Below are 24,353 nucleotides of genomic sequence, written 5' to 3'. Positions count from 1 at the left end.
CGTTTGCGGAGCCGTCAGCTGCCGACGAGATCAAGTTTGGTCGAACTGATCTTCGCGCCGGAATTCCGGCCCTTGACGATCTTGATCTCGATGCCGTTTTCAACCGTCTTCTGAACCGCGCTGACGAAGCTGACCGCGGCGTCTTGCGAGGGAGCGAAGGCAAACCCTGTTGGCCCCCACGAGCTCTGGCCGATGCCGACGGCGCCCGCTTCATCGAGATCGTGGGCCACCCTCTCGACCCGCTTTGAGGTGAACACGCCGCCTTGCGCTGGGGCGAAATGGGTGCCGATCAGCATCTGGATCGCGGCGACGGCGGCGCCGAAGGCTGGAAGGTCGTGCTCGATCAAAGCCGGCATAATGCCCATCAGCACCCGACGGCAGATTTCTCCGCTCCCGGACGCCGGAAAGGGCGGCAGCGAACGAAACGCCGCGATTTCGGCATCGCCATGCAGTCCATGCCCGCCACGGTCAAGGATCAGGATGACGCGCCACTCTTCCGGAAACGGCAATCGCGCCACGACCGGCGGCGGCCTGCCGCTGTCGTCCTTGCCTGCGTCGACAATGACGCCACCGCGTTCGAAACTGGCGATGCCGATGCCGGATCGGCCGCCGCGCTCGAGCAGGGTCGCGTCGCCCCCGATATCGAGAGGCAGGTTGTGGAGCGTGCGCAGCGCCGAGGCGACGGCAAGGGCGATCTGCGTGCCAGAACCCAGGCCGGCATGGCTCGGGATCGACTGTTCGACCACCAGACGGTGCTGGCCGCGAATGCCAAGATGGCTGCAGAGCGTCGACAAATGCTCGCCGGCGCGCCGGCTCTCCGGGCCTTCGACCACGGTTTCGCTGGATCGCGACAGGGTGACGACGGTTTCGGGTTCGCCCAATGGAAGCCCGACGCTGCCAAAGCGACGTCCGGTATCGCCGCTGAGATCGAGGAAGCCAAGATGCAGGCGGGCGGGCACTCGTATGGTAACAGAATTCGACATCTACCCCCCGATGGGTGCATCATAGACGCATCATGGAAGTTTAGGTGCCCGTCGCCATGATAGCTGTTTTCGTCGAAGGGGCAAGCCGGAGAGAGCATTCGTTTTATCTGTTTTGGCCCGGGCGCGAAGACAGACCGGGTAAGTCGCGGAGGTCGAGATGAACGAGACAGCTAAGGAAAAGGTCTATTCGGAAGCCGAGATTGCCGCTCGGCTCGAGAAGGAGCTGCCGAAATGGCGCTACGAGAACGGCTGGATCCGGCGCAAATACAAGACCCACAGCTGGAAATCGACACTGATGGTCATCAACACGGTCGGCCATCTCGCCGAGGCGGCGTGGCACCATCCCGACATCACGGCGTCCTATGCCTGGGTCGAGGTGCGCCTGATGAACCACGCAGCGAAGGGCATCACCGACAAAGACTTCGAGCTGGCCAAAAAGATCGAGGATGTCGTCCAGTGGCAGCCGGCCAAGGAAGGCGGCGCGCTGGAAGGCACTCCGCCGACCGATCAGCGCTTCGCTTACATCAAATATGATTAAGCGCGGTCGGAATTTGTTGATGGCGTAAGAAAACATTCGCTAATCTGCGGACAGGCGGGGTTCACGGCCAATCCAGTTTCGTCTAGGATCAAGCCGGCACCAGAAAGTAGCGTAGTGAATGGCGGTTGCTTGGATCGGCAATCGGGAAACGCTGGTCGAGCGCGCAGCTGCACATGCCGGCGCGCTGTTGGGGTCGAGCCGGTGCCCGGTTTTCAGCTTGGATACGGATATACACGGCACCAGGGCGGCGATCGCGCTGGCTGAGCGGGTTGGCGCGACATACGATCATGCCAACGGTGCGGCAGTTTCCCGGGAGACCGCGCTTTTTACCGACAAAGGCGCGATGACCGTTGCGCCCGGCGAGACGCGCCGGCGCGCCGATGTCGTGGTGATTGTCGGCGAACTCCCGCAAATCCATCATGAATTTGTCGGCGAACTCTCAGCCACGGTTCCCGATCTCTCGGCCCCCGATCTCTCGGCCAGGAATCAACGCGAATTCTTTCTGGTCGGGTCGAACGGGGCGTCTGCGCCGCCGTTGAGCAACGGGCGGACGGCGACGCTCCTGTCCTGCGGCGCTGAGGACGCGGTGCAGGGGGCGTCTGACATCGCAACCGGTGTCGAATTTCGACGATTTCGCCAAAGCCCTGGAGGCTGCGCATTTTCCCGTCTTCCTGTTTTCAGGCGACGCAACCGAAGGGCTGGCGCTGGAGATGCTGCAAGGACTGATCACTGATCTCAACCGCAAATCACGCGCATCCGGCCTTCATCTGCCGGCAAGCGAAAACGGATGGGGTAGCGCGCTCGCCTCGACCTGGATGACGGGTTTTCCGCTGCGCACCGGCTTCGTGCGCGGCGTCCCGGAATTCGATCCCTGGCGTTACGATGTCGAGCGCATGATCGCTGCCGGCGAAGCCGACCTGCACCTGCGGATATCTTCCTCAATTGTCCAGCCGCAGAAGAAGCAGAAGAAAAAGAACCGCATGGCGCTGATTGCGCTGGCGAAAACGCAGGAGCCGGTCGCGGGCGCTGCGGTCACCATCGCCATCGGCGAAGCGGGCGTCGATTACGAGGCGGTGGTCTATTCCAGCCGCACCGGTTCGCTAAGGTCGATCGATGCGCGAGCGGCGTCCGAACTGCCCTCCGCTGCGACTGTTATCCGCCTGGTCGCCAGTCACGTCTCCGCCGAGGCCGCGTTGCCATGCTGACGAAAATTGCGGGCGGCGACATCATCGATCCCGTCAACGGCCGTCTTGGCAAGGGCGACCTCTGGATCAGGGACGACAAGATCGTTGCGGCGCCGGCGGGGGGCGCTGCCGAACGGACCATCGACGCTGCCGGCTGCATCGTCATGGCGGGCGCCATCGACATCCATTCCCATATCGGCGGCGGCAACGTGAATACGGCACGGCTGCTCTTGCCCGAGCAGCATGCCGCGCATCAGGCGCGGCCGGCGACGACGCCGCTCTCGAACGCCGGCTGGTCGACCTTCCAGACCGGCTGCCTCTACGCCAAGATGGGTTTCACCACGGTCGTCGAGCCGGCGATGTCGCCGGGAGCCGCACTTCACACTCATCTCGAACTGGCCGACATCCCGATTATCGACAAGGCGACGCTCGCCATTCTCGGCAACGACGATTTCCTGCTGTCAATGATCCGCGACGACGCTCCCCCAACGATGATCGAGGACTATGTCGCCTGGACGGTCGCCTCAACACGGGCGCTTGGGGTCAAGGTGATCAACGCCGGCGCGGCGGCCGCCTTCAAGGAGAACGTCCGCACCTTCTCGCTGGACGATGTGGTGCCTTCCTATGGCGTCAGCTCGCGCAAGATCGTCAAGACGCTACAGGCGGCCCTCGACAGCCTTGGCGTCCCGCATCCTCTGCATGTCCATTGCAACAATCTGGGCAGCCCCGGATCGGCGGACACGGCGGCCGCGACGATCGCGGCGGCGGAAGGACTGCCGATGCACCTCGCCCATCTCCAGTTCTATGGCTACGGCACGGAAGGCAAGCGCAGGTTTTCCTCGGCCGCGGCGCGTCTTGCCGAACTGGTCAATGCGACGCCGGAGGTCACCATCGACATCGGCCAGGTGATGTTCGGCCAGACGGTCACTGTCTCCTCCGACGTCATGCGGCAGTTTTCGGCGCGTGGCAGTGCGAGCCCGAAGAAATCCGTCATTCATGACGGTGACGGCAATGGCGGCGGCATCGTGCCCTACAGCTATGGCAAGGATTTCTATGGCGCGATGCAGTGGGCGATCGGGCTCGAGCTTTTTCTCCTGATCGACGATCCCTGGCGTGTCTTCTTCACCACGGATCATCCGAACGGCGCGCCGTTTACCGTCTACCCGGCTCTGTTCGAGCTGCTGATGAGCAGGCAAGCGCGCACCGAAATGATTGCCGGACTTCCAAGATCCGCCATGGCGCTCTCCACCCTGGCTGCTATCGACCGCGAATACACGTTCGAGGAAATTGCCATCATGACGCGTGCGGCCCCAGCCAAGCTGCTCGGGCTGACCGACCGTGGCCATCTCGGCGCCGGCGCCATAGCCGACATCGCTGTCTACCGCAGGGACGGGAGTATCGCGAAAATGCTGGGGCAGGCGGCGTATGTCTTCAAGGATGGCGATCTCGTCGTGCAAGACGGAGAGATCACCCACTACCGCTGGGGCAAGGCGCTCAGGCTCAATCCGTCGCCGGACAAGGCGATGGTGCGGCGCCTGGAGGACTATCACCAGCAGCGCTATGGCCTATCGCTGGACTGGTTCAATTTCCCAGATTCCGCGATTGCGCGCGAACAGCCGTTCGGCGAGGTAGCATGCCGAATGTGAGCGTAAATGGCATAGTGATCGACGATACCTTTGCCGAGGCCTTCGGCATGCGCGCGACCGCCATCATCATCACCGCGCCGAACCGGAAATGGGCGCGCCAGGCGGCGATCACCATGACCGGCTTTGCCACCTCGGTGATCGGCTGCGGCTGCGAAGCGGCAATCGATGTCGAATTGCCGCCATCGGCCACACCGGATGGCCGGCCCGGCTGCCGCGTGATGATCTTCGCGATGGGGACCGACGAACTGCAGAAACAACTGCTCAATCGCGTCGGCCAGTGTGTTTTGACCTCGCCGGGTTCCGCCTGCTTCGCCGGACTGGAGGGCAGCGCCGAGTTGAAGCTCGGTTCGGCGCTGCGTTATTTCGGCGACGGCTGGCAGATCTCCAAGAAAATCGGCGGCAGGCATTTTTGGCGCGTTCCCGTCATGGATGGCGAATTCCTGTGCGAAGCGACGACCGGGCTGACGAAGGGTGCCGTTGGCGGCGGCAATTTCTTCGTCATGGCTGAAAGCAGCGCCAAGGCCTTGGTTGCCGCCGAGGCCGCGGTTGCCGCGATAGGCCTGGTGCCGGGCGCGATCGTGCCGTTTCCGGGCGGCATCGCCCGTTCGGGTTCCAAGATCGGCGGTAAATACAAGGGCATGATCGCCTCGGCCAACGAAGCCTACGCGCCGACACTGCGCGGTGTCGTCAGGAGTGAGCTTGGTGCCGACATCAATGCCGTCCTGGAAATCGTCATCGACGGCGAGACCAACGATGCCGTTGCCGCCGCGATGAAGGCCGGCATCAAGGCGGTCCTCGAGCTTGGGCCGCAGCGAGGCGCGGTTCGCATAAGCGCCGGCAATTACGGCGGCAAGCTCGGCAAGTTCATCTATTCGCTGAAGGATATGCTGCCGTGAACGCGCTGACCTTCACCCTTGTCGCAGAGCCGCCCGAGCGCCTTGACCTGTCGCCGCTGACGCCGGAGCGGCTTGCCGGGATGGAAAGGCGCGCTATCGAAAAAATCCAGATCGGCATGTCGAAGCATGGATCGAAGGTCGGCGATATCTTTCGCGTCGCCGGCAACGATCCGCTGGACATCGTGTTCGAAGGTGGAAGCACGCGCCTCGACCGCGTGGCGGAAGGCATGCGGGGCGGTTCGGTTCGTGTCGTCGGTAATGCCGGCGCCCAGGCCGGGCGTGCCGTGCGCGGCGGCAAGCTCACGGTCGAAGGCAATGCGGGCCCGCACGCCGGCTCCGGCATGCGCGGCGGCAGGCTTGAAATAACAGGCAACGCCGGTGATCACCTTGGCGCGCCGCTCGCCGGAGAACTGGCCGGCATGAATGGCGGCGTGCTGATCGTCAAAGGCAAAGCGGGCGCCTTTGCCGCCGACCGGATGCGGCGCGGCCTGATCGCGGTGCTGAAAGGCTCAGGCGACAATGCCGGCAGCCGCATGATCGCCGGGACGCTGGTGGTGGCCGGCGGCACCGGAGAGATGCCCGGCTATCTGATGCGTCGCGGTTCGATCCTGCTCGATCGCGCGCCGAAGAGCCTGTCGCCGAGTTTCGTCGAATGCGGCGCGCCAGAGAGCGTTTTCGCCGCCGTCATCGATCGCCATCTGATCGCCGAGGGTATTTTGAAACGGCCGCTGCTGGGCAATGCGCCGCAAAAATATGGCGGTGACAACGCGGTGCTCGGAATGGGTGAGGTTCTTTTCCCTCGCTGAGGGGCACTTCTGCGGGGAGGGTCAACGGTCGTCGTTGGCAATCAGTTTCGTCAGGCAATCACCCGCCTGGCTCTCAGGCACGCCGAGATCTCTGACACTGTCCATGTGGTTGCGGTTCGCGAGAACAAGCGACGTTACCGGCGAGCCCTGCTGCAGCAGGTTCTCTTTGAATCGATCTGCTTGCTGATGGAAGGGCGGCGTCTCATTAGCTCCGACCAGAACCGTCGCCTTGGTTTGAGGATCATGCCGATAGGCAAGAGGTGTAAACATGGCGACTTCCTCATCGGTGATTCCAATCTCGTTGGCGAGAAAGGAGTTCTGGAGCGGTTTCAAATCGTAGAGCCCGCCGAGCAGAAGAGCTGCCCGGACATTCGAGGGGGTATTCTCGCTGTTGAACAGAAACGTTGAAAGATGTGCTCCGGCCGAATGACCGCTGACAGTCAGTCCTGCAGGGTTTCCGCCATGGCCGGCAATATGGGCCAGAACCCACTGCTTGGCGCGGCGCACCTGGTCGACGATCGTAGCCATTCTGACCTTGGGCATCAGAGCATAGTCGACGATGACGGCAATCGCACCCGCCTTGGTAATCGTCGTCGCGACGTATGAGTAGTCGCGCTTGGAGAACATTCTCCAGTAGCCGCCATGGATAAACATGTGCACCGGCAGGCCGCTTCTTTTGCCCGAGGGAAAGAACAGGTCGATGGTTTCGGTCTGATCCGGCCCATAGGCAACGTCCGCAGTCATTGGAATGGTTGCGCGGACAGCCTCGCTGCGGTGAACGATGTCCTGCACGATTTTGTCAAAATCCGCGACGTGGTCGCGGATGCGAAACGGATCGCTTTGCACTCTTCCTCCGCTCAGATGCTGATGGCGAGGTATTTCGCCTCCATGAACTCGGCAATGCCGTGATGCTGGCCGCCCTCGCGGCCGAGGCCGCTCTGCTTGACCCCACCGAAGGGTGCTGCCGGATCGGACATCAAGCCGCGGTTGAGAGCGATCATCCCGGCTTCGATCTTGGATGCCACCCGCATTCCACGCGCAAGATCGCGCGTGTAGATATAGGCGGCAAGACCGTATTCGGTGTCGTTGGCGCGCGTGATGATTTCGGCTTCCGTTTCGAATTTCGAGATCGGCGCCACCGGCCCAAAAATTTCCTCGTGCGCCATCTCCGCCTCGGCCGGGACGTCGCAGAGCACGGTCGGTGGATAGTAGTATCCCGTTCCCGAGCCTGCCTTGCCCCCGCACAGCACCCGTGCGCCACGGGCGACAGCATCGTTGACCAGACGGTCGATCTTGTCGACGGCCTTCCTGGTGATCATCGGCCCGCACTCCGTGGCCGCGTCCGTACCAGCGCCGATCTTGAGTGCCGACATCCGCCTGGCGAGGCTTTCGCCAAAGGCATCGTAAACGCCAGACTGGACATAGATGCGGTTTGCAGCCGTGCAGGCCTCGCCGGCGTTGCGCATCTTCGCCACCATCGCCCCATCGATCGCCGCGTCGAGATCCGCGTCATCGAACACAAGAAATGGCGCGTTGCCGCCAAGTTCCATCGAACACGAAACCACGTGCTTGGCGGCCTCGGCCAGCAGAACGCGCCCGACGGAAGTCGAGCCGGTAAAGGAGAGTTTTCGCACCCGCGGGTCGGCTAGCATCGCGGCCGTCACCGGGCCGGGCTTGGAAGTTGTCAGGACGTTCACCACACCTGGCGGAACGCCTGCTTCCTCATAGAGTGCGGCAAGCGCGTAAGCGGTAAGCGGGGTTTCACTGGCCGGCTTGAGGATGACCGTGCATCCTGCGGCGAGTGCTGGCGCGATCTTGCGCGTTGCCATGGCAGCAGGAAAATTCCAGGGTGTGAGAAGGATACAGATGCCGATCGGTTCGTAATCAACCACGATGCGGTTGGTGCCGGAAGGCGCAATCCCGAACTCACCGGTGATGCGAACGGCTTCCTCGGCATTCCAGCGAAAGAATTCCGCAGCATAGGCGATCTCGCCTCGCGCGTCCCGGAGTGCCTTGCCGTTTTCCAGCGAGATCAGCGTTGCCAGCGTCTCGGAACGTTGCGTCATCAGCTCGAAGCAACGTCTGAGGATTTCGGAACGCTTGCGGGGCGCCGTTGTGCGCCAGCCATCGGCGGCCTTGGCCGCAGCCTCCACGGCGGCCGCGGCATCTTCGATCGTCGCATCGGGAACCGCGGCGATCACCGCTTCCGTGGAAGGGTCCACGACCTGGATTTCCCTGCCGTCGGCGGATTGCCTCCATTGGCCGCCGATATACAAGCCGTGGGAGAATCTATGGAAGTCGGCAGTGTCCTGATCGTCCTCCAGCACCTGATGAGATATGTTCATCGCCTGCTCCTCGATTGCTCACATGACACAGGTGGCGAGGTCGCCATCATAGGCAGCCTGGATCAGGCCCCGCATGGCTGCCAGATCGAATGGACGCGGATTGTTCTTGATGAGACGGTCAATGCCGAGCGCCTGTTCGGCCGTCCAATCGAGCTTGTCGGCGGGAAGCCCGAGCTTGGCCAGCGTAGGCGTGATCCCGATTGCTCCAAACAGCCGGCCGATCTCGTCGATTGTCGCGTCGGCCATCTCACCGGCACTCCGGTCCTTCCCGTCGAGACCAAGGGCAAGACCGATCTCGGTCATCTCGGCGGCAGCGGCGGCCCGGTTGTACTTCATGACATACGGCAACATGGTGGCGACACCCAGCCCGTGAGCGGTGTGGGTAAGGGCGCCGACCGGATATTGCACCGCGTGCGCCGCCGCCGTTCCGGCCGTACCGAACGCGCAGCCGGCTGCGAGCGCGCCCATCATCACATCGGCCCGAGCGTCCTCGTCGTCGGGGTCGCGGTAGGCCTTCTCGAGACTGCGGCCAAGCAGCTTGATCGCGAGCAGCGCAAAATGATCGGTCAGCGCGCTTTTTCCGATGAAGACATGCTGTTGCGGCAGGCTGGGGTCAGTGCCGCGCCTGACGGCGGTAAAAGCCTCGATCGCATGTGTCAGCGCGTCTGCGCCCGCGATCGCCGTCAGCCCCGGGGGACATGTCATCGTCAGTTCCGGGTCGCAGATGGCGGCTGCCGCGATCAGATGCGGGCTGGAGATGCCGACCTTCAAGGTGCGATCCGGATCGGAGATCACCGCGACAGGGGTCACTTCCGAGCCCGTGCCGGCTGTTGTCGGCACCGCGATCAACGGCAGCGTCGGACCAGGCACCTTGAACTCGCCATAGTAGTCCTGGAGCAGGCCGCCGTGACTGATGAGCAACGCGGCGCATTTGGCCATGTCGAGGCAACTGCCGCCGCCGATGCCGATCACCATGTCCGGCGCAAACTTTCGCGCCTCCTCGACGCAGACGGCAACGGTGTCTCGGGGGACGTCGGGCAGCACACGGTCGTGCACCAGCACATCGATCGATGCGCCATCGAGCGCCGCCATGATCTCTGCGAAGGCGAAAGTTGCGGCAAAACGCTCGTCCGTACAGACGAGAGCGCGACAGCCCAGCCTGGCCGCAACGGTTGGAATGACATAGCGCTGGCCCTTCCCGAAGAGGATTTCACGCGGCAGCCTTACGGCCGCGAAAAGGCTCATGTTCTGCGTCCCTCAATGATGTTGGGAGTGGAAAGCGAAAGCTCGGCGAGCTCGGCCCTAGGGAATCCTCTATTAAATCGTATAGGATATAGGATTGCATTGGGCGAAGCATCGTGCTAGCCAGTGATCCTGTCAAGAGGCAAAGATGCAGGTCACAAACTTAAGCGATGCCCGAGAAGTCAATCCCGCCGGCGGACGCATCCAGCGATCTAACAGCCTGGTGGAGGACGTGTATGAAGCGATCTTCGCGCAACTCATGTCGCTGAAGATCGCGCCAGGCTCGCGGATCACCGTCGACAGTCTGGTCAAGGAGCTCGAAGTATCCCACACGCCAATCCGTGAAGCGCTTGGCCGCCTTGAAGGCGAAGGCCTTGTGCTGAAGACACATTTGATCGGCTACCGGGCCGCCCCCCAGATAACCAAGCGCCGATTTGACGAACTCTATGAGCTTCGCCTGCTGCTCGAGCCGCATGGGGCGGCCAAAGCAGCCGCATTGATGGATGAGACGAAACTTGCGGTGCTTCGGGAGTCCGCAGGGGGCATGGCGCGCCGCGAAGGCAAGGATGAACGCCTGCGTTACTCCAACTTTGCGCGGCAGGACGCCATTTTCCACGATAGGATCATGGAATTTGCAAACAATGATCTCGTGCGCGAGACTCTCGCGTTCCAGCATACGCACTTCCACATCTTCCGCCTGATGTTCCATTCGCGCGTTACCGAAGAAGCGCTCGACGAGCATGAGGCCATCCTGGCCGCCTTCGCCGCCTCCGACCCCGCTGCGGCGGAACAGGCGATGCGCCGTCATATCGAGCATTCTCGTGATCGTTTGTTGCTGGCGTTCGATTGAGACTGTCACGATGTCCATCACCGTCCACATCGGGAGCGGCGCCGTCAATCTGGATGCATTGTTGATCGAGCAAGCAAACGCCCGGGACATCCCGCATCCCCTTTTCTGAGACCCGCGCCGCCGGGAGAGCGCAATGCCCGCCCGCCTTCCATTTACAGAACCCTTCCATCCACAAACGAGGAAACCGACCATGCCAGGCAAGAAAATACTGATGTTGACCGGTGAGTTTACCGAAGAATATGAGATCTTCGTCTATCAGCAGGCGATGGAGGCCGTCGGCCACATCGTCCACGTTGTCTGCCCTGACAAGAACGCTGGAGACCTGATCAAGACGTCACTGCACGATTTCGAAGGTGACCAAACCTACACCGAAAAGCCCGGCCACTATGCTTTGATGAACAAGACCTTTTCGGAGGCGGAGAAACAGCTCGACCAGTATCACGCCGTGTATTGCGCGGGCGGTCGTGGCCCCGAGTACATCCGCACGGATAAACGCGTGCAGGCAATCGTCCGCCATTTCCACGAAAACAAGAAGCCGATCTTTACGATCTGCCATGGCGTCCAGATCCTGATCGCGGTCGACGGCGTCGTGCGTGGCAAGAAAGTAGGTGCGCTGGCTGCCTGCGAGCCGGAAGTGACCCTCGCCGGTGGAACCTATATCGACCTGTCCCCGACTGAGGCCTATGTCGACGGAACGATGGTCTCGGCAAAGGGCTGGACCGCACTTGCCGCGTTCATCCGCGAGTGCCTGAAGGTGCTGGGAACGGAAATCCGCCACAACTGAGACAATCGTCCGATGCACTCCAGACGGGATGCGTCGTGATTGCCAAGTCTGTCGCTGCAGGCACGGCTCCACAGGCCTGAGATGCGTCACGGCTGCGTCGGCTGCGTGGCGGCCGCCAGTGCGTCGAGGTCGTCGTAGAGCGCCTGGCTGTGAAGGTAGAGCCGGTCGAAAACGGGTTGGGTGCGCCTGTAGGTCTCGGCCCATCTGGGGTCCGGCAGGATTTCGGCGCCGTAGCTCACAAAGCGCTCGGCCGCCTGTTCGACGCGCGAGAAGCGGCCGGTCGCCGTCGCGGCCATCGCGGCACAGCCGACAATGCCGCATTCAGGCTCCCGCGGAACCAGGATCGGAATGTTGAAGGCACTCGCCTTGATCTTCAACCAGAGTTCGGCGCGCGCCCCGCCACCCGCGGCGACAACGCGCTCCAGCGGCTTGTTCGACGCGTGTTCCATGATGCGGATGTGGCGCGTCATGGCAAAGGCGATGCCTTCCAGGATCGAGCGGTGCAGATGCTCCATGCCATGCGCGGCGCCCAGTCCGAAGAACTGTGCGCGCGCGTTGCGGTGGCGCCCCAGGCGCTCGCCGGTGAGAAAGGGCATGAAGAGCAGTGCGTCGCAACCGGCTGGTGCCTCGGCGGCGCGGGCGACGATCTCGTCATAGGACAGCGCGTTGCCGTGAAAGGCGCGGCGTGCCCAGCGCATGCCGTCGCCGCCAGTCTCCAGCAGCACGAACTGCGCCCAGTTGCCTTCGATCGTCGCAACGTTCGAGATTTCCGGATCTAGCAGCGGCTTCTCCGCGATCGCCGTAATGATGGCGCCCGTGCCGGTGCTGTCGGAACCCATACCCGGGCGACAGGCGCCTGAACCGAGCAATGCCACCGGGTAGTCGGCGCCACCGACGAGCACGGGTGTTCCAGAGCGCAGGCCGGTGTCGCGAGCCGCCTGTTCGGTGACGTGGCCGAGGATATCCAGCGGGTTGCGGATCGGTGGCAGCTTGGCGGCGTCAAGACCCACGCGCTTGATCATCACCGGCGACCATTCAAGCCGCTCCGGGTTCATCAGGAAGCTGCAGGACGCGTCGCCAGTATCCATAGCAATCTCGCCGGTCAGCCGGTAGTTGATGTAATCCTTCGGCATGATGGCGACTGCGCTGCGGGCGTATGCGGCGGGATTGTTGTCTCGAATCCATTGCAGTTTGAAGCCCGGCCATGCCGGGGTCGGCGTGTTGCCGCTTTCGGGCAGGTAGCTGTCCGGCTCGTTGGCTTCCTCGAAGCGACGTACGAGATCGATGGTGCGCTTGTCGTTCCAGAGCGGTGCTGTGTCGCGAACCAGCGCTCCGTGCGCGTCGAGCAGGACCAGCCCGTGCATCTGCCCGCAGACGCAGATGGCGGAGATGTGTTCGCGGGCGCCATCGACGCGGTCCAGCACCGTCTTGACGCTAGCTCGCGCACCCTCCCACCAGTCGACCGGCCGCTGTTCGGCCCAGCCGAATTCCGGCACGATCTGGTTGTGCTCTCGCGATGCAAGTTCAAGGATCTTGCCGGTGACATCGATCAGTGCGGCGCGGACGCTGCCGGTGCCGACATCGATGGCGAGGAAAAGCTCGCCGCTCATTTCGAGAGAGTCCTCAGATGGCCAAACATGTGATCCTCTGTCTATCGATCAGAGCGAGCGCGGCGCGACGAGAATGGGTTCACGGCATTAGCCTTTGGCCGCTTCGATGGCGATGCGCGAAATCTCGTCGAAATCCGGGCCCGACACCGGGATCGCGATGTCGAACACCTCTGCGATCACCTGCGTCCAGCCATGCAGGAAATACGTCCAACCGTCCTCGATCTGCAACTGCTGTCGGGCCTGCTGCCGCCTTGCCTGCTCGAGGAAGATCAGGTCGCCGCGATAATTGAGGTCCCAGGCAATGCCGCGCTTGGGGAACACGCCGTCATCGCTAATCGGCGAGCCTGGGGCGTCCTTGCCAAGTCCCGTCGCGTTGATCACCAGCGAGCCGGGTTTCAGCGCCGCCAACGTCTCGTCATTGATCCCGGGCCGGTCTGCCAGGACATACTCGATCTCGACCGTCGACATCATGTCTCTGTGGATGCGCTCGATTTCGTCGAGACGCGGCTGCGAACGGTCGGTGACAATTATGCGCCAAGGTGCGTCGGCGCCACGTTCCTTGCGCATCAGGTGCCAGGTGATCGCAATCGTCGATCCGCCGGCGCCCATCGACAGGACTTCCGCGCCGGTGTCCGCGAAGTATCCCGCCGGGATGAAACCGTCTATCGCAAGGCCCGAAGAGATCGGATCCTTGGCATGGCAGATGAGCTTGCCGCCCCGCTTCGACAGGCAGCTGGTCTCGTGCATCAGGCGAGCGTGCGGATCGATGACATCGAACAGATCGCGCGTTGCGTTGAAGAGATCGATCTTGTGGGTGGTGACGAGCGCGCCAAGCGACAGCGGGTCGGATTTTATGAAGGAGACGACCTCACGGTAGGCCTCCGGATCGGCATGGAGTGGAAAGTCGATGCCCTTGAGAACCGCATCCTTTAGCCCGAGGTGGCGCGCCCATGCCGGGAAAACCCGCATGATCGAACTGCTCGTCGTCGTCACGCCGATAAAATAGAATGTCGGCTGGGTAGCCGGCCGGTAGCGGCTCATTCGCCACTCTCCCGGATTTTCTCCGCGCGCAGTTCAGCACTGCGAAGTAAAGCAGCGATCTCGAAGCGAGCGTTCATGCCGACACCGGGCGGGATCGCAGCCCATAGAGGGCGGAGATCAGCTTTGCGTCACGCGGTCGCCAATCCGGGTTGTCGACTTGCCTCCAGCCTCCATCGCCGGCGACCACACGCGAGCGCATCCCTCCCGATCTCGCGATGATCTCGTAGTCCTGCCCTGAATCGGCGGGGTAGCAGAACAGCATCACCAGATCGTCGTCTCCGACATTGATCGAGCGGTGGATCCAGAACGGCGGAACGTAACAGACGGTCTGCGCGTCGACCGGCACGATGCGAACCTCGCCCTCCGGTGATTCCATCAGCATGAGACCGTGCCCTTTCTGGCCATAGTAGACCTCGGGCCGGTCTGCCTGCTTGTGGATATGACCGCGCGTCATGAAATACTCGTCGCCGACTTTGCCGGGCGCCATGCGCGTGACGCCGAAAATCAGGTCGCCCGACTGCTCGGTCGGCCGGAACTCGGAGACTTCGTAGGCGATGCGCTCGCCCCATGTCGCGCGCATGGCTTCGAACGTCGCGGCGTCGGCGTAGAGCCCGTCCAGATCGCGGAAGCGCTTCTGGTAGCTGCCGGTTGCATTTGCCATCGCACCGGTCGACAGGTCGACCTTGCATCCAATGGGCTCAAACAATCTCGTCAAAGGACTGCCTCATATTGCATTGCATGTGGCATCGGCGCTGATCTGGCCCGCACCTCCTGATTTCAACAATAACCACACTTGCTTTGCAGGGCTCGATTTGCTCTCCCTATGCAGACCAGCCTGGAGGTTGCTGGATTATGGCAGATTTCGACCACGAAGCACACGACGGTAGGTTGGCCGTTGTCGTCATGCCGCATCCGCTGCCTTAAGCAATCCGAGAGAACCGCCTTGCTCCTCCAAGTCGCCTTTGACAAGCCTGAACACCTGGCTCTGCTACCGCAGATGAAGGAATTTGCCGACATTATCGAGATCGGCACGCCGTTGCTGAAACGCCTCGGCCTCTCAGCCATCGCCACGGCGCGCGAGCTCTGCCCGGAAGTCATGGTGTTGGCTGATACCAAAACCGTCGACGGCGGCCAGTTCGAGGCTGATATGGTATTCGGCGCCGGTGCCGCATTCATGACGGTGCTGTCGTGTGCTTCGTCCGCCACGCATGAGGCGGTCGGAAAACGTGCCGCCGCCTTCGGCGCGACGGTTGTCGTCGACACCATCACCGAGGCGGGCAAGGCAGAATTGCTTCCCTTGAATGCTGTCTTCCCCGAAAGCTTCGGTTACGTCGCGGTCCACTCGCCAACTGATGCGCGGCTGGCGGGCGACACCTCCACCTCACATATCGAAGCCGTGCCGGAAGATGCACGATCGCGGCTTTCTGGTTTCGCTCGCCGGCGGGATCGGGCCCGACTCGCTGGAAGCGGTGATCGCAGTCGAGCCCGAAATCCTCGTGGTTGGCAGCGCCATTACAGAATCCGCAAGCCCGAAAAGAGGTAGCACGATGGATTCGCGACAGATTGCCCAATCCAGGCCGTGGCTGGCCGTCGGACAGGAGATAGCCGACCTTCTTGGCCGGATCGACATCGACGCTTTTGCAAGGCTGGTGCAGGCGTTCGATGACCCCGGTCAGCGATGGTTCTTTTCCGGGCAGGGACGTTCCGGCCTTGTCGCGCAGATGGGTGCGATGCGCTTCATGCATCTTGGCCGAACGGTGCATTTCGTCGGTGAGGTATCGGCGCCATCGATCCGCAAGGGCGATGCGCTGCTGATCATCTCCGGCTCTGGGGAGACGCCGGTCAGTACAGGCTTTGCCCGCATCGCTAAGGCGGAGGGCGCCAAGGTCGTTACGCTGACGCATAAGCCGGCCGGGACCCTGGCCGGCATTGCCGATGTTACGCTGCATGTACCTGTCGAGAAATCGGAACAGTTTGGCGGCAGCCTGTTCGAGCAATCCTGCCTGATCCTGCTCGACAGCATTGTGCTCGGCCTGGCGCAGCAAATCCCCGACGCGCACAGACTGATGTTGTACCGCCACACCAACTTGCAGTGACTGCGCAGCCTTGGTCACGCCCGAGGCATGCTTTTGGCGTAGCCGGGAAGCCCCCTGGGCACGTCATCTTCCGTTGCGGCAAGGCACTGGACTCGCTGCGCGATGCCGATATTGTGCTAGAGGAGCGTTGGTGCCGTGCTCTGGCGACGGCAACCGACGGGGAGATACCGGCAGCTGGTTCGCAGGAACAAGTCCCGGTCAACACGGGAGGAAGTCTGATGAGAATTGGGGTCTTTCTGGCCGGCTTTTCGGCTTTTGCCGCGCTGGTTGGCGCGCCTGCTTTTGCGCAGGACAAGCCGTTTGCGGGAGTTACCGTGAACGTCATTACGCAGACCGGTGCGATTCAGGAGCCTCTACAGAGGCGCGCGCCCGAGTTCGAAGCGCTCACCGGCGCCAAGATCAATGTCATCGCGGTGCCCTTCTCGGATCTCTATCAAAAGATCCTCACCGACTGGGCGAGCGGCACCAACTCGGTCGACGCTGGCGTGTTCGCCCCGCAATGGATGGTCGACTACATCGCCGGCGGCTACCTCGAGGACCTGACGCCGCGGGTCGAGGCCGACAAGGACATCCAGCAGGAGGATGTCGGCGCGTTCTTCCGGGACTTCTCCGAGAAGTACAGCGGCAAGACCTACATGATCACGCTCGATGGCGACTTCCATATGATGTACTACCGCAAGGACGTGCTGGAAGCGGCCGGCCTGGCGGTGCCGAAAACCTGGGACGAGTATCTCGAAGTCGCCAAGGCCACGCATGGCAAGGACATGAGCGGCGATGGCACGCCGGATTTCGGCTCGTGCATCGCCAAGAAACGCAACGCGCAGAGCTACTGGTTCGTCACCGATGTGGTCGGCTCGATGACCCAGTCCAAGGGAACCAGCCAGGGCACTTTCTTCAACACTAAGGACATGACGCCGCTCGTCAACAACGAAGCCTTCCGCAAGGCGCTCGACTTCCTGTCTGAATCGACCAAATACGGCCCGCCGGACGAGCTGAACCTCGATGTCAGCGACACAAGGCCGCTCTTCGCTTCCGGCCGCTGTGCGCTGAACCTCGACTGGGGTGATGTCGGCACGATCTCGATCGATCCGAAGCAGTCCAAGGTGATGGGCAAATGGGGCGCGGCGATCATGCCCGGATCCAAGGAGGTCCTGAACTGGGACACCGGCAAGCTAGAGGCCTGCACAGCCGATAACTGCCCGCACGCGATCGATGGCGTGAACCATGCACCATTCGCCGCCTTTGGCGGCTGGGGCGGCGGCATCAACGCGGCGGCCGATCCAAAGGTAAAGGACGCCGCCTACGCCTATTTCTCGTTCATGACGCAGCCGGCACAGTCGAACGCCGACGTCACCGTCGGCGGCACCGGCTTTAACCCGTACCGCACCTCACAACTCAGCTACAGCGACCTTTGGAAGAAGGCCGGCATGAGCGAGGAGGAGGCCAACGTCTACCTGGGCGCGATCAACGACAGCATGAGCAGCCCGAACATGATCCTCGACCTGCGCATCCCACAAAATCAGAAGTATCAGCAGGTCGTGCTCGACGAGGCGGTGTCGCGCTTCCTCGCCGGCGAAATCGACAAGGAGGCGACCGTCGCGGCGGTCGAGGAAGGCTGGAATGAGCTGAACGAAGAGATTGGCAAAGACGAGCAGCTCAAACTTTACAAGGCGACTATCGGCGCCAAATAGGCGTCAAGCAATCGGCCCGGCGTGGCATCGGTCCGCGCCGGGTCTCATGCCTGCCCCACTTTCCCGGGTTATGATGACCGCAACCGACACTATGCCAGAAGCTGCCGACCGTCGCAGCTGGGCCGAATGGCTGGACGGTCACTCCGGCCGGATCATGGTGTTGCCAGCCGTCGTCGTGCTCCTCTGCTTCGCGATTTTTCCACTCATCATCTCGGCCTATCTCGCGCTTTCGCGCTTTGCGCTCGCGTCGGGCGGATTCACGCTGAAATTCATCGGACTTTTGAACTTCCGCAAGCTGCTGGTCGGCTCGCAGCAGTATCACCTGCTCGGCAAATTCGGCACGTTCGGTTTTGTCCAATGGGCTTTGCTGGCGTTGATCGCGGCAGCGCTGCTGTTTCTTCTCGCCCGCTATCTCCGGCGTGGCCGGCCGTCCATCGCCGGCATGGTTGGTCGCCTTGTCGCGACGGCAATGGCCATGGGGCTGGCGGTGCTTGCACTGGCCACCATGGCGCCGGGCGGCGTGCCAGGGACTGTCGTCAACACGCTTCTCTACGTGTTCGTCGGCGTGTCCGTGCAGTTCGCACTGGGGCTCGGCCTCGCGCTCCTTTGCGGCCAGCCGATCCGCGGCCGGAATTTCTTTCGCGTCCTGTTCTTCATCCCGCTGATGGTAACCCCGGTCGGCATCGCCTACACGTTTCGCATGCTCGCCGACATGCAGAAGGGGCCTTTCGCCCCGCTCGTGCGCGCTTTCGGCATCAGCGAGTGGTCGTGGGCCACGGAGGCCTGGTCGGCGCGCCTCATGGTGTTGGTCGGCGACACCTGGCAGTGGACGCCGTTCATGTTCATCGTGCTGCTGGCGGCCATTGAGAACCAGCCGCGCGATCAGGTCGAGGCGGCGCGGCTCGACGGAGCTAACGGCTTCCAGATTTTTCGCGACATTACCTGGCCGGCGATCGCGCCGATTGCCGCTACCGTCGTGCTGATCCGGCTCATCGAGGCTTTCAAGATCATCGACCTGCCGAACGTGCTCACCGGCGGCGGCCCTGGCCTGGCAACGGAATCGATGACGCTCCATTCCTTCATATCCTGGCGCACCCAGGATCTCGGCGGCTCGGCCGCTATCGGCTACATGCTGCTCTTCATCTCGACCATCGTATGCGTCTCGTTCTTCAACTTCGTGGTCCGGCCGGCGCGCCGGTTCGAAGCATGAGCGCCGAGCCGCGCTCCCTGGCGCGCCGGCTGTTCGAGCCGGCTTCGATCGACAGCCAGGCGCCGGTCGCCAGGGTCGTGACCTATGCGCTGCTGTTCCTGTGGGCGCTGGTTGTGGTGATTCCTCTCTACTGGGTGTTGATCACCTCCTTCAAGGGGCCTGGGGAGGTGGACAACGGGCCGTTCTATCTCCCGTTCGTCGACTTTGCCCCCTCGCTGCAGGCATGGGACTTCATGCTCGTGCAGAATTACACGCTGCGCCCATATATGAATTCCGTCGTTGTCGCGGTGGCCAGCACGCTGCTCGCGGTCCTGATCGGTTCGCTGGCGGCCTACGCGCTCGTGCGTATCCGCTTCCAGGTGAAGCTCGCCGCCGTTGCGATCTTCTTGATCCTGCTCACCGCAATCATCGTGGCGGTGGCCACTTTCGGCGTGCGGTGGGAAATCGCCATTGCCATGGCAGCCGCTCTTTTCATCATTGCGCTGTTCACGCTCGTTGGGCGCACGAAGCTTGCGGTCGGCAACAACGACATTGAGTTCTGGATCATCTCGAACCGGATCATGCCGCCGATCGTCGCCGTGTTGCCGATCTACGTGATGTTCCAGCAGATGCGCCTGCTCGACACGCAGGTGGCGTTGATCGCCACCTACACCGCCATCAACCTGCCGATCGTCGTGTGGCTGACGCGCGATTTCTTCGCCGGCATCCCGCTCGACCTTGAGGAGAGCGCACAGATAGACGGAGCTTCCAAGTTCCGCGTGTTCTTCACCATCGCGCTGCCGCTGGTGCGGTCGGGCCTGGTTGCGACCTTCCTGCTGGTACTGATCCTTGCCTGGAACGAGTATCTGCTGGCCCTCTTCCTTTCCAATGCCGATGCGCAGACCATGCCGGTGCTGGTATCGGCCCAGAACACGACCCGCGGTCCGCAATGGTGGAACATGTCGGTGTTGATCACCGTGATGATCGCCCCCGTGATCGTCATCTCCAGCATCCTGCAGAAGCACATCGCGCGCGGGCTGCTGGTCGGCGCAGTGAAGGGCTAGTCGATATGCGGGTCACCCTGTCCGATATCTACAAATCCTTCGGCGCGGTCGAGGTCGTCAAAGGGCTCGACCTGGAGATCGAGGACGGCGAGTTCCTGGTGCTGCTCGGCCCTTCGGGCTGCGGCAAGACGACGGCGCTGCGCATGGTCGCCGGGCTTGAATCGGTGAGTTCCGGCCGCGTCCTCATCGGCGACCGCGACGTCACCCACGTGCTGCCCAAGTATCGCGACGTGGCGATGGTGTTCCAGTCCTACGCGCTCTATCCCCACATGACGGTCGCCGAGAACATCGCATATCCGCTGAAGCTGCGGGGCGTGCCGCGAACCGAACGCGACGCCTCCGTCCGCAGCGCTGCAGTCAAGGTCCACCTTGAGGAGTTCCTCGACCGCTATCCACGGCAGCTTTCCGGAGGTCAGCGGCAGCGCATTGCGCTCGCCCGCGCCATGGTGCGGCGGCCGAGCGTCTTCCTGATGGACGAGCCGCTCTCCAATCTCGACGCCAAGCTGCGCGGCCACATGCGCTCGGAGCTGAAACGCCTGCAGGCCGATCTGGGCGTGACGACGATCTACGTCACCCACGATCAGATCGAGGCGATGACCTTGGCTCACCGCGTTGCCATCATGAACCGTGGCGTCGTGCAGCAGATCGCGACGCCTCGACAGATCTACGACGATCCAGCGAACCTGTTCGTCGCAGGCTTCATCGGCTCGCCGCCGATGAATTTTCTCCAGGGCGAGCTGGTCGAGGGTACCTTCGCCTGCCCGGAAGGACGATTTGCGACCAGCGTTGCCGAAAGCCGGAAAAAGGTCACTGCCGGCCTTCGGCCCGAGGATTGCCGGGTCACGGGTCCATCGGCGGGCAAGATCGCGGCGCGGGTCTATGCCGTGGAACTGATCGGCGATCATACCTTGATCACGTGCCAGTTCGGTGGGGCCACCGTAACGGTCAAGGCCGATAAATCGGCGCACTACGATATGGATGAGCCGATCGGCATCACTTTCCAGGACACCGCGGTCTTTCTGTTCGATTCGGAAACCGGAGCCCGCGTCGGCGGCCGCGCCCGTGGCGAGGCGGCCGCGTGACTTTCGCTAGTTCTCCTCCACAAACACTTCTTCGCGCTTCTTCTTGACCGCCGGCAAGAAGACGATGACGAGCACGGCGAGCGCGATGAAGAGCAGGCCGGCGCTGATCGGCCTCGTCACGAAGGTGCTCGGGTCGCCGCGCGCGAGAATCATGGCGCGGCGCAGGTTTTCCTCGAGCAGCGGCCCGAGCACGAAGCCGAGCAGCAGCGGCGCGGGTTCGCAGCGCAGCTTGGTCAGGAGGTAGCCGAGGAAGCCGAAGAAGGCGACGGCGTAGAGGTCATAGACGTTGGTGTTGACGCTGTAAACGCCGATCGAGCAGAACGCCATGATGATCGGGAAGAGCACGTAATAGGGGATCGTCAGGAGTTTCACCCAAAGCCCGATCAGCGGCAGGTTCAAGATGATCAGCATCAGATTGCCGATCCACATTGAGGCGATGATGCCCCAAAACAGCGCCGGCTGTTCGATCGCGACATTGGGGCCGGGCACGATGCCCTGGATGATCATCGCGCCGATCATCAGCGCCATCACCGGGTTGGCCGGAATGCCGAGCGTCAGCATCGGAATGAAGGAGGTCTGCGCACCGGCATTGTTGGCCGATTCCGGCCCGGCGACGCCTTCGATGGCGCCCTTGCCGAATTCCTCCGGGTTTTTCGATACGCGCTTTTCGACAGTGTACGAGGCAAAGGCTGCAAGGATCGCGCCGCCTCCCGGCAGGATGCCAAGCGCCGAACCGATGATCGTTCCGCGCACGATGGGCGCCGCCATTCGGCGAAAGTCCTCGCGGGTCGGCATCAGGCCGGAGACCCTTCGGATCAGCACGGAGCGCTCGTGCTCGTTTTCGAGGTTGCGCAGGATCTCGGCGACGCCGAAGACGCCGACCGCCACCGCGACGAAATTCAGCCCGTCGGCGTATTCGCGGATGCCGAGCGTGAAGCGCGGCGTGCCGGTGTAGATGTCGGTGCCGACAATGCCGAGCAGCAGGCCAAGCACGACCATCGCCAGCGCCTTGACAATCGAGCCGTGGGCGAGCGCGACGGACGAGACAAGTCCGACGATCATCAGCGAAAAATACTCGGCTGCGCCGAATTGCAGCGCGATCGCCGTCAGCGGCGGGGCAAAGATGGCGACGAGGAAGGTCGACACCGTGCCGGCGAAGAACGAGCCGATCGCCGCGATGGCGAGTGCCGCCCCGGCGCGGCCGTTCTTGGCCATCTGGTAGCCGTCGATTGCGGTGACGGCTGACGAGGATTCGCCGGGCATGTTGATGAGAATGGCGGTGGTCGAGCCGCCATATTGCGCGCCGTAATAGATGCCGGCGAGCATGATCAGGGAGGAAACCGGGTCGCCGATCTGGAAGGTGATCGGCAACAGCATGGCGATGGTCGCGGTGGCGCCGATGCCGGGCAGGACGCCGATCAGCGTGCCGAGAAGGACGCCGATCAGGCAGAAACCGAGGTTTGCCAGCGACGTAGCCGTCGAAAAGCCGAGCGCGAGGTTGTCGAGGAGTTCCATGTTCAGCCCCTCACAATACCAGCCATGAGGGCAGCCACGGGCCGAAGCGCCGGAACGGCAGGCCGAGCGCATAGCTGAAGACGAGGAACGCAAACAGCGTCAGGCCGGCGGAGAGCACGAGCGCGGTCAGCGGCCTCATGCGGCCGCTGGCAAAGGATGCGATCAGCGCCGTCAGGAAAATCGAGGGGAGAAAGCCGAGGCCGCGCACTGTCAGGCCGAAGAAGATCGGGGCAGGGAGGATGAACAGCATGCCGCGCCAGGCTATATGGCCGATCGGCTCGCTCTCGAAGCGCACCGCTTCGACGAGGATGACGGCGCCGAGCAGGATCAGCACGATCGCCAGGACCAGCGGGAAATAGCCCGGTCCCATGCGGAAGGCGGTGCCGATTTCGAGATCGAGCGACTGCAGCGCAAAAAATGCACCGAGAAAGATGAACAGCGCGGCGCATATGCCGTTGGTCGTGTCGATTGTGAAAGGTTTCATGTCGTCCTCCCAGGCCCGCGCCGCGGGCGCGCCGGTGCAGTGCGAAAACGGGCCGAAGCGAAACGGGGCGCCGGTGGGCGCCCCGTTTCGAAACCTCAGTCAGCGTACTGGCCGGCGGCTTTGATGATCGGCTTCCAGCGCGCGATCTCGCCCTCCAGCTTGGCCTTCAGCGCGGCCGGCGTCGCGTCGGCGTCGGACGACGGCTTGGTGCCGAGCTCGGCGAAGCGGGCGGCGACGTTCGGATCCTTCAGTGCGACCTGAAGCGATTTCGACAGGCGCTCGGTGACCTCGGCAGGCGTGCCCTTGGGCGCGTAGAGGCCGTGCCAGATGCCGACCTGCACCTCCGGGAGACCGGCTTCCGTCGTCGTGGGGACGTCCGCCAGAACATCGAGGCGTTCCGGCGAGGTGACGGCGTAGGCCTTGATGGTGCCGCCCTGGATCTGCTTGGTGGTATTGGTCGTCTGATCGCACATGATATCGACCTGACCGCCGAGAAGGTCGGTCATGGCCGGACCGGTGCCCTTGTAAGGCACCGTGACCAGCGGCGTGCCGATCGCGCTCATGAACAGCATGCCGCACAGATGCGAGGCCGCGCCTATGCCGGCATTGGCGACGGTGACGGTATCCTTGTTGGCCTTGGCGTAGTCGACCAGCCCCTTCAGATCGGTCGGCTCGAGGTCCTTGCGGCCGACGATGGTCATCGGCACCTCGGTGACGAGGCCGACATATTCGAAGCTGTTCAGCGTGTCATATGCGAGCTTTCGGTACAGCGTGGCGCTCGTCGCCATGCCGATGTGGTGGAGGAGCAGCGTATAGCCGTCCGGCTCCGCGTTCGCGACGCGGCCGGCGCCCAGTGTGCCGCCGGCGCCGCCGACATTCTCGACGATGATCTGCTGGCCGAGATCCTTCGACATGGCTTCCGCGACCAGGCGCGTGACCGTGTCGGTCGGGCCACCGGCCGAAAACGGCACCACGACGGTGATGGTGCGTTCGGGATAGGTTTGCGCGCTCGCGGCGAACGAATACAGCGTGACGGCGGCGGCCAGAGCGGCGGCGAACTTTCTCATCGTGATTTCCTCCCAGGATATGAATTCCAACCGCCTCCTGGAGTTCTTCTCAACACCGGCTGCGGGTGGACCAATAACGAGCGTAACCCAGCGGATTGCAATCGGACTCAAGCCGCAAGCCGCTATTATACACAAGTCCGCGCAAATGGGTGAAAAGGTGGCAAGTTGTGTGCGTCAAGTTCTGCAAAAATGGCGTGGCATTCAGCGGTGACGTTGGCGTGTCCGCCGCGCAGCCCCCGT

At 62.8% G+C, this 24,353-nt stretch carries 24 protein-coding genes; 13 read left to right on the top strand and 11 right to left on the bottom strand.

Going from position 1 to position 24,353, the window contains the following annotated elements:
- Nucleotides 1-14: 14 nt before the first annotated feature.
- The gene (locus AC0L25_RS22800; protein ID WP_473597582.1) at nt 15-983 is read right to left on the bottom strand and encodes a beta-ribofuranosylaminobenzene 5'-phosphate synthase family protein; all 969 of its coding nucleotides are present in this window, start codon (nt 981-983) and stop codon (nt 15-17) included.
- Between the two features lie 157 nt (nt 984-1,140).
- Between AC0L25_RS22800 and AC0L25_RS22795 the strand changes: the two genes are divergently transcribed.
- On the top strand, nt 1,141-1,521 hold the full coding sequence (locus tag AC0L25_RS22795; RefSeq protein ID WP_352956233.1) for a 4a-hydroxytetrahydrobiopterin dehydratase: 381 nt from the start codon (nt 1,141-1,143) through the stop codon (nt 1,519-1,521).
- A gap of 88 nt (nt 1,522-1,609) precedes the next feature.
- Here AC0L25_RS22795 and AC0L25_RS22790 read toward each other — a convergent pair whose 3' ends face one another.
- Nucleotides 1,610-1,942, bottom strand: a complete 333-nt coding sequence (locus AC0L25_RS22790) for a hypothetical protein (protein WP_473597581.1) — start codon at nt 1,940-1,942, stop codon at nt 1,610-1,612.
- A gap of 193 nt (nt 1,943-2,135) precedes the next feature.
- Between AC0L25_RS22790 and AC0L25_RS22785 the strand changes: the two genes are divergently transcribed.
- From AC0L25_RS22785 to AC0L25_RS22770, 4 genes are read left to right on the top strand one after another with little or no spacing between them, the layout of a single operon-like run.
- Nucleotides 2,136-2,726, top strand: coding sequence for a hypothetical protein (locus tag AC0L25_RS22785; protein WP_473597580.1), 591 nt, complete (start codon nt 2,136-2,138; stop codon nt 2,724-2,726).
- Nucleotides 2,720-4,351, top strand: a complete 1,632-nt coding sequence (locus AC0L25_RS22780; protein ID WP_473597579.1) for a formylmethanofuran dehydrogenase subunit A — start codon at nt 2,720-2,722, stop codon at nt 4,349-4,351. The genes AC0L25_RS22785 and AC0L25_RS22780 overlap by 7 nt, the downstream gene beginning before the upstream one ends.
- Nucleotides 4,339-5,247, top strand: coding sequence for a formylmethanofuran--tetrahydromethanopterin N-formyltransferase (fhcD, locus tag AC0L25_RS22775; RefSeq protein WP_473597578.1), 909 nt, complete (start codon nt 4,339-4,341; stop codon nt 5,245-5,247). The genes AC0L25_RS22780 and fhcD overlap by 13 nt, the downstream gene beginning before the upstream one ends.
- Nucleotides 5,244-6,053 (top strand): formylmethanofuran dehydrogenase subunit C, encoded by an 810-nt coding sequence (locus tag AC0L25_RS22770; RefSeq protein WP_473597577.1) that lies wholly within the window; start codon nt 5,244-5,246, stop codon nt 6,051-6,053. Before fhcD ends, AC0L25_RS22770 begins: the two co-directional genes overlap by 4 nt.
- A 21-nt stretch (nt 6,054-6,074) precedes the next feature.
- Here AC0L25_RS22770 and AC0L25_RS22765 read toward each other — a convergent pair whose 3' ends face one another.
- From AC0L25_RS22765 to AC0L25_RS22755, 3 genes are read right to left on the bottom strand one after another with little or no spacing between them, the layout of a single operon-like run.
- The gene (locus tag AC0L25_RS22765) at nt 6,075-6,899 is read right to left on the bottom strand and encodes an alpha/beta hydrolase (protein WP_473597576.1); all 825 of its coding nucleotides are present in this window, start codon (nt 6,897-6,899) and stop codon (nt 6,075-6,077) included.
- Nucleotides 6,900-6,910: 11 nt separating this feature from the next.
- On the bottom strand, nt 6,911-8,398 hold the full coding sequence (locus AC0L25_RS22760) for an NAD-dependent succinate-semialdehyde dehydrogenase (RefSeq protein ID WP_473597575.1): 1,488 nt from the start codon (nt 8,396-8,398) through the stop codon (nt 6,911-6,913).
- An 18-nt stretch (nt 8,399-8,416) separates the two neighbouring features.
- Complete coding sequence (locus tag AC0L25_RS22755) at nt 8,417-9,643, bottom strand: iron-containing alcohol dehydrogenase (protein ID WP_473597574.1); 1,227 nt, start codon at nt 9,641-9,643, stop codon at nt 8,417-8,419.
- A gap of 145 nt (nt 9,644-9,788) precedes the next feature.
- Here AC0L25_RS22755 and AC0L25_RS22750 point away from each other — a divergent pair, with 145 nt between their 5' ends.
- Both AC0L25_RS22750 and AC0L25_RS22745 read left to right on the top strand, forming a co-directional pair.
- Complete coding sequence (locus AC0L25_RS22750) at nt 9,789-10,490, top strand: GntR family transcriptional regulator (protein WP_473597573.1); 702 nt, start codon at nt 9,789-9,791, stop codon at nt 10,488-10,490.
- Nucleotides 10,491-10,680: 190 nt separating this feature from the next.
- Nucleotides 10,681-11,274 carry a DJ-1/PfpI family protein gene (locus AC0L25_RS22745; protein WP_065009308.1) on the top strand — a complete coding sequence of 198 codons (594 nt, stop codon included), beginning with the start codon at nt 10,681-10,683 and terminating at the stop codon, nt 11,272-11,274.
- Nucleotides 11,275-11,360: 86 nt separating this feature from the next.
- On the opposite strand, the gene AC0L25_RS22740 is transcribed toward AC0L25_RS22745, so the two are convergent.
- The 3 genes from AC0L25_RS22740 to AC0L25_RS22730 all read right to left on the bottom strand — a co-directional run bounded on the left by AC0L25_RS22740 (nt 11,361) and on the right by AC0L25_RS22730 (nt 14,640).
- Nucleotides 11,361-12,884, bottom strand: a complete 1,524-nt coding sequence (locus AC0L25_RS22740; RefSeq protein ID WP_473597572.1) for a xylulokinase — start codon at nt 12,882-12,884, stop codon at nt 11,361-11,363.
- 87 nt (nt 12,885-12,971) lie between these two features.
- Entirely contained in the window at nt 12,972-13,925 is a 954-nt protein-coding gene (locus AC0L25_RS22735; RefSeq protein WP_473597571.1) for a shikimate dehydrogenase family protein, read from the bottom strand.
- 73 nt (nt 13,926-13,998) lie between these two features.
- Nucleotides 13,999-14,640 carry a glucose-6-phosphate isomerase gene (locus tag AC0L25_RS22730; RefSeq protein WP_473597570.1) on the bottom strand — a complete coding sequence of 214 codons (642 nt, stop codon included), beginning with the start codon at nt 14,638-14,640 and terminating at the stop codon, nt 13,999-14,001.
- A 228-nt stretch (nt 14,641-14,868) separates the two neighbouring features.
- On the opposite strand from AC0L25_RS22730, the gene AC0L25_RS22725 reads away from it, so the two are divergent.
- From AC0L25_RS22725 to AC0L25_RS22700, 6 genes are all read left to right on the top strand, one after another.
- A complete protein-coding gene (locus AC0L25_RS22725; protein ID WP_473597569.1) occupies nt 14,869-15,468 on the top strand; it encodes an orotidine 5'-phosphate decarboxylase / HUMPS family protein in 600 nt (199 codons plus the stop codon).
- Nucleotides 15,469-15,472: 4 nt separating this feature from the next.
- A complete protein-coding gene (locus AC0L25_RS22720) occupies nt 15,473-16,021 on the top strand; it encodes an SIS domain-containing protein (protein ID WP_473597568.1) in 549 nt (182 codons plus the stop codon).
- 218 nt (nt 16,022-16,239) lie between these two features.
- Entirely contained in the window at nt 16,240-17,712 is a 1,473-nt protein-coding gene (locus AC0L25_RS22715; RefSeq protein WP_473597567.1) for an ABC transporter substrate-binding protein, read from the top strand.
- Between the two features lie 91 nt (nt 17,713-17,803).
- Entirely contained in the window at nt 17,804-18,922 is a 1,119-nt protein-coding gene (locus AC0L25_RS22710) for a carbohydrate ABC transporter permease (protein WP_473597566.1), read from the top strand.
- Nucleotides 18,923-18,999: 77 nt separating this feature from the next.
- The gene (locus AC0L25_RS22705) at nt 19,000-19,965 is read left to right on the top strand and encodes a carbohydrate ABC transporter permease (protein WP_473597565.1); all 966 of its coding nucleotides are present in this window, start codon (nt 19,000-19,002) and stop codon (nt 19,963-19,965) included.
- A 5-nt stretch (nt 19,966-19,970) separates the two neighbouring features.
- On the top strand, nt 19,971-21,047 hold the full coding sequence (locus AC0L25_RS22700) for an ABC transporter ATP-binding protein (protein ID WP_473597564.1): 1,077 nt from the start codon (nt 19,971-19,973) through the stop codon (nt 21,045-21,047).
- Between the two features lie 6 nt (nt 21,048-21,053).
- Here AC0L25_RS22700 and AC0L25_RS22695 read toward each other — a convergent pair whose 3' ends face one another.
- The 3 genes from AC0L25_RS22695 to AC0L25_RS22685 form a co-directional block, all read right to left on the bottom strand.
- The gene (locus tag AC0L25_RS22695) at nt 21,054-22,562 is read right to left on the bottom strand and encodes a tripartite tricarboxylate transporter permease (protein WP_473597563.1); all 1,509 of its coding nucleotides are present in this window, start codon (nt 22,560-22,562) and stop codon (nt 21,054-21,056) included.
- Nucleotides 22,563-22,572: 10 nt separating this feature from the next.
- Nucleotides 22,573-23,046 (bottom strand): tripartite tricarboxylate transporter TctB family protein, encoded by a 474-nt coding sequence (locus AC0L25_RS22690; RefSeq protein WP_473597562.1) that lies wholly within the window; start codon nt 23,044-23,046, stop codon nt 22,573-22,575.
- Between the two features lie 95 nt (nt 23,047-23,141).
- Nucleotides 23,142-24,113, bottom strand: a complete 972-nt coding sequence (locus tag AC0L25_RS22685) for a tripartite tricarboxylate transporter substrate-binding protein (RefSeq protein WP_473597561.1) — start codon at nt 24,111-24,113, stop codon at nt 23,142-23,144.
- Nucleotides 24,114-24,353 lie beyond the last annotated feature (240 nt).

The organism is Mesorhizobium sp. WSM4813, from assembly GCF_055811555.1.
This window is presented reverse-complemented; position numbering and strand designations above follow the sequence as displayed.

Coding starts and splice junctions, on each gene's coding strand:
- AC0L25_RS22800 (WP_473597582.1), bottom strand. CDS start 983: ATGTCGAATTCTGTTACCATACGAGTGCCCGCCCGCCTGCATCTTGGC.
- AC0L25_RS22795 (WP_352956233.1), top strand. CDS start 1,141: ATGAACGAGACAGCTAAGGAAAAGGTCTATTCGGAAGCCGAGATTGCC.
- AC0L25_RS22790 (WP_473597581.1), bottom strand. CDS start 1,942: ATGATGGATTTGCGGGAGTTCGCCGACAATCACCACGACATCGGCGCG.
- AC0L25_RS22780 (WP_473597579.1), top strand. CDS start 2,720: ATGCTGACGAAAATTGCGGGCGGCGACATCATCGATCCCGTCAACGGC.
- fhcD (WP_473597578.1), top strand. CDS start 4,339: ATGCCGAATGTGAGCGTAAATGGCATAGTGATCGACGATACCTTTGCC.
- AC0L25_RS22760 (WP_473597575.1), bottom strand. CDS start 8,398: ATGAACATATCTCATCAGGTGCTGGAGGACGATCAGGACACTGCCGAC.
- AC0L25_RS22755 (WP_473597574.1), bottom strand. CDS start 9,643: ATGAGCCTTTTCGCGGCCGTAAGGCTGCCGCGTGAAATCCTCTTCGGG.
- AC0L25_RS22750 (WP_473597573.1), top strand. CDS start 9,789: ATGCAGGTCACAAACTTAAGCGATGCCCGAGAAGTCAATCCCGCCGGC.
- AC0L25_RS22745 (WP_065009308.1), top strand. CDS start 10,681: ATGCCAGGCAAGAAAATACTGATGTTGACCGGTGAGTTTACCGAAGAA.
- AC0L25_RS22740 (WP_473597572.1), bottom strand. CDS start 12,884: ATGAGCGGCGAGCTTTTCCTCGCCATCGATGTCGGCACCGGCAGCGTC.
- AC0L25_RS22735 (WP_473597571.1), bottom strand. CDS start 13,925: ATGAGCCGCTACCGGCCGGCTACCCAGCCGACATTCTATTTTATCGGC.
- AC0L25_RS22720 (WP_473597568.1), top strand. CDS start 15,473: ATGGATTCGCGACAGATTGCCCAATCCAGGCCGTGGCTGGCCGTCGGA.
- AC0L25_RS22715 (WP_473597567.1), top strand. CDS start 16,240: ATGAGAATTGGGGTCTTTCTGGCCGGCTTTTCGGCTTTTGCCGCGCTG.
- AC0L25_RS22710 (WP_473597566.1), top strand. CDS start 17,804: ATGCCAGAAGCTGCCGACCGTCGCAGCTGGGCCGAATGGCTGGACGGT.
- AC0L25_RS22700 (WP_473597564.1), top strand. CDS start 19,971: ATGCGGGTCACCCTGTCCGATATCTACAAATCCTTCGGCGCGGTCGAG.
- AC0L25_RS22695 (WP_473597563.1), bottom strand. CDS start 22,562: ATGGAACTCCTCGACAACCTCGCGCTCGGCTTTTCGACGGCTACGTCG.
- AC0L25_RS22690 (WP_473597562.1), bottom strand. CDS start 23,046: ATGAAACCTTTCACAATCGACACGACCAACGGCATATGCGCCGCGCTG.
- AC0L25_RS22685 (WP_473597561.1), bottom strand. CDS start 24,113: ATGAGAAAGTTCGCCGCCGCTCTGGCCGCCGCCGTCACGCTGTATTCG.